Source organism: Streptomyces echinatus (genome assembly GCF_014203595.1).
GTDB classification, from domain to species: Bacteria; Actinomycetota; Actinomycetes; order Streptomycetales; family Streptomycetaceae; genus Streptomyces; species Streptomyces echinatus.
The window spans coordinates 609,067-622,446 of record NZ_JACHJK010000002.1; the positions used below are offsets into that span (position 1 = coordinate 609,067).

Here is a 13,380-nt window from a genome sequence, read left to right on the forward strand (position 1 = left end):
CGACGGATCGCACACAGTCAGCACATGGATTCGGACCGTTGTCGGTGCCGTGGTGCACACTCGCGATCAGGTGGCACTCGCCTGGGGAGGACAACGGTGTTCACGGGGATCGACGAGGTCGACTGGGACTCGCTGCGGCACGCGTACGGCAGCGCGGAGGACGTGCCGGGATGGTTGCGGGCCCTCGCGTCCACGGACACCGCCGAGCGGGCGACCGCGCTCGACGGGATGTACGGCGCGGTGCACCACCAGGGAAGGGTGTACGACTCGACGCTGGCCTGCGTCCCCTTCCTGTTCGCGCTGGCGGCCCGCGAGGAGGTGCCGGAGCGGGGCTGCATAGTGGAACTCCTGGTCAGCATCGGCGGGTCGAGCGCCGAGGACCCGGAGCGGGAGCGGCGGGCGTGGGAGGCGGTGCGCGCGGGCGCCGAGGCGTTCGCCATGCTCGCCGGGGACCCTGATCCCGCCGTGCGCCAGGCGGCGGCCGGGGCCCTGGTGCGCTTCCTGGACGACCCCCCGCGGGTGCTGGAGCTGCTGCGGCAGCGGCTGCGGGCCGAGCGGGACGACTCCGTCCTGCCGGCCCTGACGGAGGCACTCGGCCTGTTCGCGCAGCGGTACCCCGCGCACGCCGACGGCGCGGTGGACCTGCTGGCCGAACAGAGCGCGCCGCCCTTCGCGCCGGGGCAGCGGCTCGCGGCGCTCGGCCAGCTCGCCCTCCGCGCACCCGGCCGGCTCCCCGCCGACCTGGTGCCGGCGGCGGTGCGGTTGCTGCACCAGCGGTCCGCGCAGCGCCTCCCGGCCCGGGAACTGCCCGGCACGGACACCCTGGTGCGCCGGATACGGCGGCTGCGCCCGTCCGATGAACAGGGCGCCGCGCTGCTGCGCACCCTGCACGGCGCGCTCGGTGACCGGGTGGACGACCGGATCGCCCTGCTCAGCGGGCAGTTGGCCAGTCCGGACCCGGTGGACCGGTGCAATGCCGTGTGGATGTCGGCGGTGCTGTTCCGCGGCTGGCGCGGCGCGTACGACGGGCCCGTGCGGCTGCTCGGCGCCCAACTGGACACGGAACAGGACCGGTTACGGGACGCCGCCGTCTCGGTCCTCGCGGAGCTCTACGCCCTGGCCGCGCCCGCCGCGGACGAGCTGCACATGCTCGTGACCGCCCGGCCCGACCTGTGGACGCACCGCTGGGAGCGTTCCTCGCCCACGCTGGGCGGCCCGCTCAGGGCGCTGGCCAGGACCGGCGATCCCCGCGCGGTCCCGGCGCTGGCCCAGCTCCTGGCCGGCCCGGCGGCACCCGCCGGGCTGGGCTGCGAGGTCGCGCATCTCGGCCCGGCCGCGGCCCCCTTGGCTCCCGCGCTGCGCGACCGCCTCGGCCGGATACCGCTCGCCTCCCCCACCGCCGCCCGGCTCGCGGTCCCGCTGCTGACGGCGGTCAGGGCCATCGGCGACCGGGATGCCGTTCCCGAGGTGCTGCGGCTGCTCTCGGGTGCCCCCGACGGCCTGGGCGCGCGGGACGAGGTGGCCGGCCACGTGATCGGGACCCTGGCGGACCTGGGCGCCGCCCCGCAGGCGGCACCGCTGCTGCGCCGGCTGCTCCACACCCGCCACGCGGCCGCAGCGGCGGGCGCGCTGTGGTCGGCGGACGGGGACGCCGCCGCCGTGCTTCCGGTCCTGCTGCGCGAGTTGCGGCGGGCCGACGCGGGCCTGCGCCGCGGCGCCGTGCGGCAGCTCGGCAGGCTGGGCCCGGCCGCCCGCACCGCGCTGCCCGAGCTGCGCCGGCTCGTCCGGTCGGGTCCGGCGCGGGAGCGTGTGGCGGCCGCGGGCGCGCTGTGGCACATCGCCGGGGATCCGGAGCCGGTCCGGCCCGTGTTCCGGACCGCGTGGACGGCGGACCCGCGCACCCGCGTCCCCATCGCCCGGTGCCTGGCCACGATGGGCCCCGCCGCGGCGCCGCTCCGCGACCTGATCGCCGAGGAACCGACCCACCCCCGCCGCCACACGTCCCACGGAGACGCGTACGGCAGCCACGACATCCCCGACGACGAGGAACTGCTACGGACGTGCCGCGAGGTCCTGGCGGGGCTGTAGCCGACGCGGAGCCCACAGAACGGGCCGCAGGGCGGGGCGCCGTGGGAGGACGGGGAGCGCGGCGCGGGGCGGGATGACGGCCGGATGGCGCGGGGGGATGGCGCGGGGGGCGCCGCCGAGGGCTACTCGGCAGGGCGGCCAGAGGAAGGCGCCCTGGGCTATGCGGCAGGGCGGCCCGGGCACATGGCCACGACACGGGCGGGCGCGCGGCCCCGCACGACGGCCCAGGGGTTGGCGGCCTGGACTATGCGGCAGGGCGGCCCGGGAGCGCGGCCACGACGACGGCACGGGCGCGCGGCCACGGTCACGGCGGCGACGCGGGCGCGCGGCCCCGCGGGACGGCACAGGCGCGCGCCCGCGTCAGCGGTGCGGGCTCCTGTGGGCGTTGGTAAGGATGCGGGGCCGGGTCAGACCATGCGGCCCCACTGCGGGCCGAGTCGGGACCATTCCGTGTCCCAGGCGTCCATGCGCCGGCGCTCCAGTCGGCCCCGTACGGTCAGGCCGCCGACGAAGGGGACGGCGGCGGCGCTCACGCCGACCAGGAGGCCGATCAGGGTGGCCCGGAAGGCGCCCTCGGACGCGCTGGTGGGCCGGGAGAGGAGCCGGCCCCCCGGGTCGGTCCACACGGTGACCGGCGTGCCGGCCCTGCTGCCGGGCTCGACGCGGACCTGGCCGGTGTGGGCGGAGCCGTCCGCCGCCGTCCAGCGCACCTTGGTCCAGATCCGTTCACCGGCGGAGGCGTGGCTGTTCTGTGCGGGGGACGACCCCGGAACCAGTGCCACGATCCTGGCCACCACGGGCCGCCGCTCGGCCCGCTCCCGGGCGAGCCCCCGCTCCACCGAACCGGCCGCCGCGAGGCCCGCGAGCACGCCGGCCAGGACGGTCAGCAGACAGGCGCCGAGCACCACCCAGGCCTCCACCACGTCGGCCCGGCGTTTGAGCGGATTGCGCCGCCAGCGCCACAGCCACACCTTCGGACCACGGAACGCCTTCAAAGGCATCCTCCTCACGAGCGCACCGACCGGCCGGACCGCCCTCCCATACGGGAGAGATCGCTCCGTTGCTCACGACGAGCCGTCACCCCGACGGTCGCACGAGACACCCCTCTCGCGCAGGCGCATGCCGGAACGGAACCGGCCGATCCTCGCCACAGGCCGGCGACACAGCCCATGACCTGCGCGGACGCGCGATCCGGGGGACGGTGTCAGTGGTGGGGTGCAGACTGGCCGATGACTGACGACGACTACCTGGACAAAGGCGTCCCGGAGGTGATCGGCATGGCCGAGGTACTGCTCGCCGTGGGCACCCGCAAGGGCCTGTTCATCGGGCGGCGGAGGGGCGGCGGCCCCTGGGAGTTCGACGAGAGTCCGTATTTCAACGCTCAGGCGGTCTACTCGGTCGCGATCGACACCCGGGGTGCCCGGCCCCGGCTGCTCGCGGGCGGCGACAGCGCGCACTGGGGCCCGTCGGTGTTCCACTCCGACGACCTCGGCCGCACCTGGACCGAACCGGCCCGGCCCGCCGTGAAGTTCCCGAAGGACACCGGCGCCTCCCTGGAGCGCGTCTGGCAGCTGCACCCGGCCGCCGCCGAGCCCGACGTGGTATACGCGGGCACGGAACCGGCCGCGCTGTACCGCTCGGAGGACCGCGGCGAGAGCTTCGAGCTGATCCGGCCGCTGTGGGAGCACCCGACCCGCGCGCAGTGGGTGCCGGGCGGTGGCGGTGAGGGCCTGCACACCGTCCTCACCGACGCCCGCGATCCCCGGGCCGTGACGGTGGCCGTCTCCACGGCGGGGGTGTTCCGCACGGCCGACGGCGGCGCGAGCTGGTCGCCGTCCAACTCCGGTGTGTCCGCGGTGTTCCTGCCGGATCCGAACCCGGAGTTCGGCCAGTGCGTGCACAAGGTCGCCCGGGACGCGGCCGACCCGGACCGGCTCTATCTGCAGAACCACTGGGGGGTGTACCGCAGCGACGACGCGGGCGGGCACTGGACCGACATCGGCACGGATCTGCCGACCACGTTCGGATTCGCGGTGGCCGCACACCCCCACCGGGGTGACACGGCGTACGTCTTCCCGATCAACGCGGACGCCGACCGGGTGCCCGCCGAACACCGCTGCCGGGTCTTCCGCACCGCCGACGGGGGCACGACCTGGGAGCCGCTGGCCGAGGGCCTGCCGATGGAGGACCACTACGGCACGGTGCTGCGGGACGCCCTGAGCACGGACGACAACGACCCCGCCGGGGTGTACTTCGGCAACCGCAACGGCGAGGTGTTCGCCTCGGCCGACGACGGCGACAGCTGGCGGTCGCTGGCCACGCATCTGCCGGACGTGCTGTGCGTACGGGCGGCGGTGGTCGGCTGACCGCACACATGACCGCACGCGCGAGCGGGCGGACGGACGGCGAGGCGGCTCCCGGTCGTGCCTCGGCCACCGGTCGATCGCCGGTGGGCGTACGGCAGCAGGGTGACGCCCGTCGCACCACCCTTGCATGAAATCGTCGAACCGGGCTGGGCGAAGGCCCTGGAGACCGTCGCCGGACGGATCGCCGAGATGGGCGACTTCCTGCGCACGGAGATCGCCGCGGCACGCACCTACCTGCCGGCCGGACCGAACGCCCTGCGGGCCTTCCAGCAACCCTTCGACGAGACAGGGTCCGACACCAAACCGAGAGATCGCAGCCGGTCGAGGCCAGTTCTGGTGGCTGTCCCGACGGATGATCGCGGCTGCCCCCCGCACGAACGCAGGCCACCTGCCGATGACAGGGGGCCTACGTCGTGCGGGCCAACGCCCGCTGTCACCCCACCCTGCGCTGTGCAGGTTTACGAGCGCAGCTCACCACGGGAATCGACAAACGATGAAGCCATGTCGGCAAGATCAGCCAATTCGACATCAGCCAGAATCTCACCACCAGGCGACGATTGCACAGAAAAGCGACCGTCACCCTGCGGTTCGATGCAAATCTCACCAGCATCCCTCTTGAAGGGATCGATAGCCAACCGCAAGACGTCGTGGGAGAAGAACGGAAACATGCCGCTCAAGCGAGAGTTTGACCGCAGCGCGGCCAGCATCTCACGATGAGAGATGTGGTTATCATCCGCCAAAAGGATGCTCCAGGCTGTTTCCGCGGGTTCGCCGCGCTCGTAGCCTTCAGCCATTTTGGAGAACTCGATGAACGGAAAGCGCTCACGCAGAGGCGCAAGAAGCACACCACTCCGCCATGCGTCGATGACTTCCGCGATGTCTCCCAGGGCGGACGTGCTCCCGTTTGCCCAGACGAAATCACCCTCGGCACTGTCCATGGAGATTGAAAAGGCTCTCCGGTTCAGGACCGTGCTGATTCTGATGAGTCCACGACTCGAAGCAGCCTCGGCAGTGCGATACACGCTGAGCCCTCGATCCGAGGCAGGTCGTACGTCTCCGAGGTCGAGACCACGGTTTTCCGCAAGGCGACGAAGCGCCTGAGACAGACCACCATTCGTCACTAGCTCTGGGTAGTACTTTGCGTCTGGAGCTTCAGCGAAGCCAGCCATCGGCATATCCACGGCTCTCAGGCCTCTTCCATGCTGTGTTTACGGTTCACCAGGACCCCACAGTAGCCACATCTTGGAAAGGGCGGGGTCTGTCGCCCAGGCTGGCTCCCCCAACGGCAGCACGTCTCCGGCTGCATCGTAGAAGGTTATCGAACTCCATGGCCGTTTCCCTGAGACCACCGACTTTGCAAGCCATGCCATCTCCTGCTCGGTCGCCTTCGATCCCGTCGACATCCCTCTCAGTGCCGAACCGGTGAATCCGCCAGCAAAACCCTTGGTGTTGACGTGAATGTGAATAGCAGGGTTGTCGATTGCCGCCATGACCCACTCTTGCCAAGTTCTCCCGTCCGGGAGCTTACCCATGTAGTGGGTGAAGCCTTTGTCAAGAGCCCACTCGACAGTCCCCATATCCTGCGCACCGAGTGCCACATTGGTACAGCTCGTGTTATGGACCAGCACGGGCGTGTCGCCCGCGACCACATAGTACGTGTGGAGGTTGTCAACCGAGAGGTTGTAGGCGGAGTGAAGTCGGTGGTAGCGGAGGACACTGACCACGGTGACGGCCCGGCCGTCGCTGGTGCGCAGGGTCTGGCCCCGCTTGAGGTCGCCGGCGTCGATCCAGCGGTGCGCGCTGGGCGACCAGAAGGGGTGGTGCTGGGTGGCGGTGATCCGTGCGTTGCCGGCGCTGATCGTAATGTCGGCGAACTCGGTGTCGTCCGGCGTGTAGATGGTGCGGGTGACGGTGTGGTCTTCGGTGCGGCCGCTTTCGGGATCGGTGGCGAGAACCTCGTCATCGACTCGGACGTCCTGGATCTGCTTGGTCGTCCCGTCCGCCATCAGCACCTGGGTGGTGCCAGGGAAGCTGTTGCGCTCGCACGCCTTGGCCAGGATTCTGCTGATCCTCGCTTCGATACCAGCAAGGGCCTCGGCAGACAGGGGGAGGGCGCGTAGTGCCTTCCAGGCATCCGCAAAATCGATGCCGGTCCTGGCGGCGGCGTCAAGTGCCTTGACCGCGTTGCTGATGTCGGCGAGTGCGCCTTCCACGGGGAAGTAGTTGGCGTAGGCCCAGGCGCAGCCGCTGACGCTGCCGTGGAGGCAGTCCATCATGTCGTCGGCGAAGAACGAGAACAGGATCGACCCGGCGACGTCACCGAAGAGGCCCTGCCATCCGGCGCGGACGATGTCCTTGCCGGAGAAGTGGTGCTGCCAGTTGTCGATCTTGATGTTCTTCAGGGTCGACCGCTGGAGGAACTGCCACGCCGCTTTCGGGCAGCCGTCGGCCGTGGCCTGGGCCTTGTCGTCGGTGCACAGGTAGAAGTCGGCCTCGTAGGTGACGACCAGGTTGTACGCGGCGTCGCAGCCCCTGATGGCCGCTTCCGGCATCCCGGGGCACTTGCCGATCTGCTGGGAGCTGACGATCTCGACGGTGGACTCGTCCGGGACGGCGAACACACCGGGAATGCCCGTGCCGGAACCCTCGGATGCCTTCTTGTTGGCCTGCTCCTGTTCCGTCCGGTCGGCCGCTTGCTGGGCTTCCTTGGCGTACTTGTCGGCGTCCTTGGCGGCCTGTTCGGCTTCGGTGGCGGCGGCGTCGGCGCGGGTGGCGGCGGCGCGGGCGTCCTTGGCGTCCTGTTCGGCCTGGCCGGCGGCGGAGCGGGCGGCTTGGGCGTCGAGTTCGGCGGCGTCGGCGGAGTCGCGGGCGTCCTTGGCGTAGCCCTCGGCCTTGCCGGCGGCCTTGTCGGCGGCGGCTGCGTCGTCGGCGGCCTGCTGGTCGTAGGTGATGGTGCGGGCCAGTGACGCCTGCGCGGCCGCGGCGGCCTTGGCGGCGTCGGCCGCGTAACCGAGGGCCTCCTTGGAGTAGGTGCGGGCGTCGGCGGCGTACTTGGCGGCGTTGGCCGCGTGCTGGTAGGCCTCCTTGGCGTCGCCCTTGGCCTGGTCGGCGATGTTCTTCGCGGCGTCGGCCTCGGCGGCGGCGTTCTTGGCGTGCGCGTCGGCGACGGCCTGCTGCTGCTCGGCGATCGTCTTGGAGGACTGGCCGGTCAGCACCACCAGGCCGGCGGTGGAGTCGGTGTCGACGTAGGCGGAGCCGAGCTGGACGGCGTCGTTGGCGGGCGCGGCGACCTGCTTGGCCGCCTCACCGGCGTCGACGGCCGCCTGGGCGGTGACGTGCGCGAACCCGGCGGCCTTCGCCGCGGCGGCGAGCGCGACACCGGCCTCCTTGTTGGCGGCGTCGGCCTGCGTCTTGGCGTCCTTGGCGTGCTTCTCGGCCTCGTCGGCCAGCTTCACCGCGGCCTGCGCCTCGGCGGCGGCGTCCTGGGACGCCTTGATCGCGTCGGCGGCGGCGCTGGTGGCCGTCTTGACGGCCGCGTCGGCCTTCAGCTTGGCCGCCTGCGCGGCGTCCGCGTCGGAGCGGGCGCGCTTGGCGGCGGCTTCCGCGCGGGTGGCCGCGGCGTCGGCGTCGGCCGCGGCCTGGGTGGCGGCGTCGGCCTCGGAGCGGGCCCTGCCCGCCGCGGCCTCGGCGTTGTCGGCCGCCGTGTCCGCCTCGTTCGCCGCGGCACGGGCCGCGTCGGCCGCTTCGCCCGATTCCAGTTTGTCGGCGTAGGCCTCCTTGGCGTCCGCCTTGGCGCGCGCCGCGTCCGCCTTCTGTTCGGCGTCCCAGGCGTCGTCGCGCATCTCCTTGGCGTGGTCCTTGGCCTTGACCGCGTCGTCCCGCCGGTCCCCGGCGGTCTTCTCGGCGGCCTCGGCCTTGTCCTTGGCGTCCTTCGCCTTCGTCGCCTCGGACTCGGCGTTCTTGCGGTGCTCGGCGGCCTCGGCCCGGCTGGCGGCGGCGTTCTCCTTCTCCGCCTTGGCCGTCTTCTCCTCGGCCTCCGCCGCGAGCCGCTTGGCGTGCGCGTCGGCGGCGGCCGCCTTCGCATTCGCCTCGGCCTTCACCGCGACGGCCAGCTTGGCCTCCGCGGTCTCCTTGTCCTTCTTGGCGTTGTCCCGGTGCACCTTCGCCGCGTCCGCCGCGGCCTTCGCCTGCCACTCGGCCGCCTCGGCGGCCTTCTTGCGGAACTCCGCCTTCGACTGCGCCGCCTGCGCCAGCGCCCGCTGCGCGATCGTCGCGCTGTCACCGGCCGCGGCACGCGTCGCCGCCTCCGCCGTCTCACCGGCCTTCTCCAGCGCCGCAAGCGCGGCAGCCGCACCCTTGGTCACCTGGTCCTTCTGCAGACCCACCAGGAGGCCACGGCCCCGCGGGGCGCCCGCCGCGTCGGCGATGCCGTACGCCGCCTGCAGCGCCGTGTCCGAGGTGGCCGCAGCATTCTGCGCGGTCGTCAGCTGTGCCTTGACTACGGCGAGTTGCTTCTTCGCCTCCGCCTGCGCAGCAGTGATGCCGGCCTTTGCCTTGGCCACGTCGGCCGCCGCGGGGGCGCTGCCGGTGTGGGTCTTGGCGACGATCCTGAACTTCTGTGCGGCCGAGCCGTTGCAGGTCGACTGCACGGCGTCCTTGCTGTTGTCGAACGTCGGCAGGTGCAGGCACTTGCCGGACGCCGCGTTCACCAGGGGACCGGCGCTACGGACGTTGAACTGCCACTGCTGGGCCTTGCTGCTGCCGCAGTCCCGGATCTGGATCTTGGTGCCGTCGGCATTGGCCCCGTTGAGGACCTCCAGGCACTTGCCCGAGTTGATGTTGCGCAGGGTGTAGCCGCCGTCGTAGGACGCCCACAGCTGCCACTTCTGCGCGGCGCCGCCGTTGCAGGTGTAGATCTGCACCGGGGTGCCGTTGGTCTTGCCGGCGCCCTGGACGTCCAGGCACTTGCCGGCAGCGCCCGGCACCTGGATCTCCAACTCACCGTCACGGATCCAACCGAGGCCGCCCTCGGTGTAGTAGTCCAGCCAGCGGGTGGAGTAGTCAGCGATCCACGACTGGCCCAGCAACTTGCCCAGCGCGAACGTGCCATCCTGCAGCGCCTTGTTGGCGGCACTGCTGGCAGCAAGGATCTGGGTGCGCTGCGTGGCCTGCGAGGAGATCTCCTGCTGCCACTCGCCGGACGCCTGCGCCACTTCCTTGCCGAGCACCCGGTCGGGGTCGATCGGGTCGTGCCACGCGCACGAAGCGAAGCGTGCCTTGAGATCCTCGACCGCGATGCGGAACTCTGGGGTGTCCGGTGCCGGCGCGGTCCTGGGGAAGCCTCCGGAAGCGAGGAAGATGCGGGCGTCGTCGGCGAACACCCGCGGCACGAAGATCTCGTTCGGGACGATGTCCCCGGAGTTCTTCTTCCAGAGCTTCCAGGCCTCCTGCTCCTGGCTCGTGCCGCCGCTGGTGTACAGCGGGTCCCCGATGGCGAGGGCGGCCTTCTTCGTCTTGTCGTCCGCCTGCGGTGACGGGTCGTAGAACGGCGACAGCAGGTCGACCGACTTGAAGTAGGACTGGTAGAGCCAGGGAAGCAGCCCCGCTGTATCGAAGAAGTTCTCTCCCTTTGGGGAGCCAGGGTAGTCGTCCAGGCCGCTGACAGCCTTGCTCCAGGACTGGCGGGTGTCCTGCGCCTTCTTCACCCAGGCGTCGGAGTCGTCACTGTCCTTCTGCCAGGCCAGCTCGTACGCGCCGGTGCCGTATGTGCGGTCCGCCTTCTGGTGCAGCTGGTCCGCCGGCAAGGACACGGAAGTACTCGCCAGCCCGTACAGATTCGGGCCGCCCCTGCGCAGACCATCGGCCATCAGACACTGGTCGAAGCGCAGTTGCTCGGCAGCCTTGGCGTCGAACCCATCGTAGGAGTCGGCGAGCGGGCTGTTATCCGGACCACGGTCGGCGGCCAAGGCCGGAGACACCGCGGCAGGGGCGAGCAGAGCGAGGAGAGCGAGCGGGACGACCGGAGTCGCCAGCCGTGCCATCCATCTGGGGCGTCTGCCCTGCGTCCATACAGGTCTACGCAACACGCGTATCCCTCTCTGTAGGGGGTGGCTTGTGCGGGCGCACTCCCGGGAGGAAAACGTCAGGGCCATTCATGGGACCTCATGTGGTGAACGGCGCTCCCCCGCGAACACGCCAGACACTCCAGGACAAGCGGACTGGTCAGGTCCCACCGGGAGCGGACGCCACCATAGGCACGGCGATCATTCTTACGGCAAGGCCGTTACCAGCAGGGGGAGTTACGCTTGGTAACCAACTGGCGCGTGAGAGACCTGTGTGGATCCTGTGCGTGGCTCGTGGGCGCCATCGCGTCGACTCCTGCTGAAATCACGGCTTTGCACACTCTCCGTAACTATGAGATCAACGTCACAACCGAAGGCCGCAAACACTGGAAAGGTCTCGCCTCGTTCGAGGGCCCGCGGAACCACAGGGCCAAGTCCTGACGACCTTGGTCGCAGCGCCTGCCACGGGGTCTCGTCGTCGGCAAGGGCGACGCGCGCCCCCGGCATGACTCACGAGTTGGTGCGTGATAACGGGTGGAGCGTGTTCGCCCTGCTCGCGGCCGTTTTCAGGTCATGAGGGTGCGGTCGGAGACGAGGCCGGCGATGGCTCGGTAGATGTCGGGCAGGCGATCGCGTCGTTGGGTCCAGCGCATGAGTTGTTTCCAGCGTCTGTGGTCGGCGAGGGCGTGCCCGACGGTGATGCGGTCGGATGAGTGGCTGTGCCGCTCGCGTTCCCACTGTTCGACCCTGCCGGGCACTGCTCCGGGGCGTGGCTTTCTGGGCGGCGTGAGTGCCTGGCCGGGATGGTCACGGCTCAGGCCCAGGTAGCCGTCGTCGGGTCGAAGCGCTGGAAGCATCGGCCCACAGGGTGCGGCCCCGGTGGTCAGCGCAGGTCGTCGGCGACACCGAGGGGGTCGATGGCCAGGGCCGGGCTGACAGCGCCGTTGAGACGGCGCAGGCTGCGGTAGGCGGCCGCATTCAAGGGCGTCATGGGCCTCATATGCCTCCGGTGTCCAGGAATTGCAAGTCGGCAGCAAGTCCAGGCCAAGGCCCGGTGAGCACCGTGTCGTATCCGCCGTCGGCATTCGATCCTGGAGCAACCGAGCGTGTCACCCAGCAGTACCTCCGAACAGCCCCGCCCCTACGAGACGATCGCGGACCACCGCGAGCGGAAACCGCTGTCGCCCCTGCTCCCCGCAGCGCCGCACGGTGCGACGGGCCGGGCCGCCTCGGTCGCCCACCGCTTGACCGAATACGGGCTGCACCGCCACCGCAAGGACGAGTCCGTTCGGCCATCGCTCCGCGAACGCACCGCGCAGCGGACGCCGGTCGTACTGGTCCGCGGAGCGGCGCGATGACGGTACTCGACCGCGCTCCCCACGACGTCCTGGACGCCTACCGCACCTGCGAGTTCGTCCCCCTCGGCAAGGACCGAACGCCGTTGGCCTGGCCGACGGCCGTGGCTCGGCGCGAAGACGGAACCCTCCTGCTGACCACGTCCCTCGCCTTCGCCCAAAAGGCGCTGAACGTACGCCGCGACGGCCGGGTCGCGCTGCTCTTCTCCGACCCCACGGGCAGCGGACTGGACCGGGCTCCGCAAGTGTTCGTGAGCGGCCGCGCCCACTGCCCCGACGCGATCATGACGGGTCCGGAAGGGGCCGAGGAGTACTGGCGCAGGCTCTTCGAACGCCAGCCGCACAGCCGCGCCTACCTCAAGCGCCCCATGAGGCCGGTGATGTCCTGGTACTACCTGCGCCTCCTCATCACCGTCGAACCCGAACGGGTGAGCATAAGGCCGAGCCTGGAGGAGCTGCCGTGGCTCGAGGCGCCGGCTCCCGCCGCCGCGACGCAAACGCTGCCCGGGGCCGCGCAACTCGGCCGTATGCCGACGGCGGTACTGGCCGGCCGGGACGCCTCGGGGGCACCGCTGCTCGCCCGTACCCGCCCGCAGCCGACACCGTCGGGCTATCTGGTCGAGGTTCCACCGGACTGCCGTGTCGAGCCGGGGCCGGCCAGCCTGCTGGTGCACCGGCACGACGAACTGCTGAACCACATGTACAACGCGCTCGTACGCGGAGACCTGAGGCAGACCGGTTCGGGCTGGCTCCTGGTGCCGTCCAGCGTGATCGAACCCATGGGTTCCGGCCGGCTCAGCGATGCCCTGCGGGTCCTGCGCCAGACCAAGCGGTCGACCGACCGCTATCTCGCGCGGCGCGGTCTGCCCCGCCCGAAAGTGCAGTGGGACCAGTTCCGTTCCCTGGCGGCACCGTCGCCTACAGGACGGAGCCGACCGTGCTGAACTGCCGCTCCGTGCGTGAGGAGTCTCCGTGCGAGCCCTGATCGGCCACCTCGCCGCAGCACTCGCCCGTCTCGGGCGTCGCTCTGCCCGCCCAGCGTTCCCCGCACCGCCGGACGGGGACCGCCTGGCGGCCGTCATGAAGTCCCCGCACCATTGATCACCACTCCGGCTCGTTCGGGGCACGCGGACTGACGGCGCGGCGGGGGGAAGGGATCAGGTGAGGTTCTCTGGGTTCTCGGCACGGTCGCCGGAGATCGTCCACGGTGCCGCGCCGTTTACGATGTGGCTGTCATGGTCGCAGTGAAGGTGCTCGGCGCGTTCCAGGTCGAGGTCGACGGCCGCCCGGTCGCCACACCGGGTCGGCTCGCGCGGATGGTTCTGGTCCAACTCCTGCTCGCTCGTGGAGAGGTCGTCTCCACGGAGCGGATCATCGAGAGGTTGTGGCCCACGCGTGTCCCGTCGAGTGCGCAGGCGTCGCTGCACGCCTACATCGCGCGTCTGCGGCGCCTTCTCGAACCGGAACGCGAGCACCGAGGACCGCCGCTCGGCTCCTGCTCAGTGCGCC

9 protein-coding genes and 2 pseudogenes are annotated in these 13,380 nt (G+C 71.0%); 6 read left to right on the top strand and 5 right to left on the bottom strand.

Features of this window, described 5'->3' with window-relative positions; genetic code table 11:
• Window positions 1–96 precede the first annotated feature (96 nt).
• Window positions 97–2,088: a HEAT repeat domain-containing protein gene (locus FHS34_RS07275; RefSeq protein ID WP_184962328.1), complete on the top strand. Its 1,992-nt coding sequence runs from the start codon at window positions 97–99 to the stop codon at window positions 2,086–2,088.
• 407 nt (window positions 2,089–2,495) lie between these two features.
• On the opposite strand, the gene FHS34_RS07280 is transcribed toward FHS34_RS07275, so the two are convergent.
• Window positions 2,496–3,089: an Rv1733c family protein gene (locus FHS34_RS07280; protein WP_184962330.1), complete on the bottom strand. Its 594-nt coding sequence runs from the start codon at window positions 3,087–3,089 to the stop codon at window positions 2,496–2,498.
• A gap of 276 nt (window positions 3,090–3,365) precedes the next feature.
• On the opposite strand from FHS34_RS07280, the gene FHS34_RS07285 reads away from it, so the two are divergent.
• Together FHS34_RS07285 and FHS34_RS07290 are read left to right on the top strand one after the other, a co-directional pair.
• Window positions 3,366–4,454 (top strand): WD40/YVTN/BNR-like repeat-containing protein, encoded by a 1,089-nt coding sequence (locus FHS34_RS07285; RefSeq protein WP_225817768.1) that lies wholly within the window; start codon window positions 3,366–3,368, stop codon window positions 4,452–4,454.
• A gap of 102 nt (window positions 4,455–4,556) precedes the next feature.
• A pseudogene (locus FHS34_RS07290) lies at window positions 4,557–4,739 on the top strand (uracil-DNA glycosylase); the annotation flags it as partial.
• 173 nt (window positions 4,740–4,912) lie between these two features.
• Here the strand turns inward: FHS34_RS07290 and FHS34_RS07295 are convergent.
• The 3 genes from FHS34_RS07295 to FHS34_RS07305 form a co-directional block, all read right to left on the bottom strand.
• Window positions 4,913–5,392 (bottom strand): DUF6193 family natural product biosynthesis protein, encoded by a 480-nt coding sequence (locus FHS34_RS07295; RefSeq protein WP_184962966.1) that lies wholly within the window; start codon window positions 5,390–5,392, stop codon window positions 4,913–4,915.
• A gap of 270 nt (window positions 5,393–5,662) precedes the next feature.
• Window positions 5,663–10,495, bottom strand: coding sequence for an RICIN domain-containing protein (locus FHS34_RS07300; RefSeq protein WP_184962334.1), 4,833 nt, complete (start codon window positions 10,493–10,495; stop codon window positions 5,663–5,665).
• Between the two features lie 587 nt (window positions 10,496–11,082).
• Window positions 11,083–11,373, bottom strand: a complete 291-nt coding sequence (locus FHS34_RS07305; protein ID WP_221508611.1) for a transposase — start codon at window positions 11,371–11,373, stop codon at window positions 11,083–11,085.
• A 249-nt stretch (window positions 11,374–11,622) separates the two neighbouring features.
• On the opposite strand from FHS34_RS07305, the gene FHS34_RS07310 reads away from it, so the two are divergent.
• Window positions 11,623–11,874 (top strand): hypothetical protein, encoded by a 252-nt coding sequence (locus FHS34_RS07310; protein ID WP_184962336.1) that lies wholly within the window; start codon window positions 11,623–11,625, stop codon window positions 11,872–11,874.
• Complete coding sequence (locus tag FHS34_RS07315; protein ID WP_184962338.1) at window positions 11,871–12,815, top strand: pyridoxamine 5'-phosphate oxidase family protein; 945 nt, start codon at window positions 11,871–11,873, stop codon at window positions 12,813–12,815. The genes FHS34_RS07310 and FHS34_RS07315 overlap by 4 nt, the downstream gene beginning before the upstream one ends.
• A gap of 213 nt (window positions 12,816–13,028) precedes the next feature.
• Here the strand turns inward: FHS34_RS07315 and FHS34_RS07320 are convergent, their stop codons facing one another.
• Window positions 13,029–13,202: a hypothetical protein gene (locus FHS34_RS07320; RefSeq protein WP_184962968.1), complete on the bottom strand. Its 174-nt coding sequence runs from the start codon at window positions 13,200–13,202 to the stop codon at window positions 13,029–13,031.
• Here FHS34_RS07320 and FHS34_RS44085 point away from each other — a divergent pair.
• Window positions 13,188–13,277: pseudogene (locus FHS34_RS44085) on the top strand (hypothetical protein); the annotation flags it as partial. The gene FHS34_RS07320 and the pseudogene FHS34_RS44085 sit on opposite strands and share 15 nt — an antisense overlap.
• Window positions 13,278–13,380: the final 103 nt, after the last annotated feature.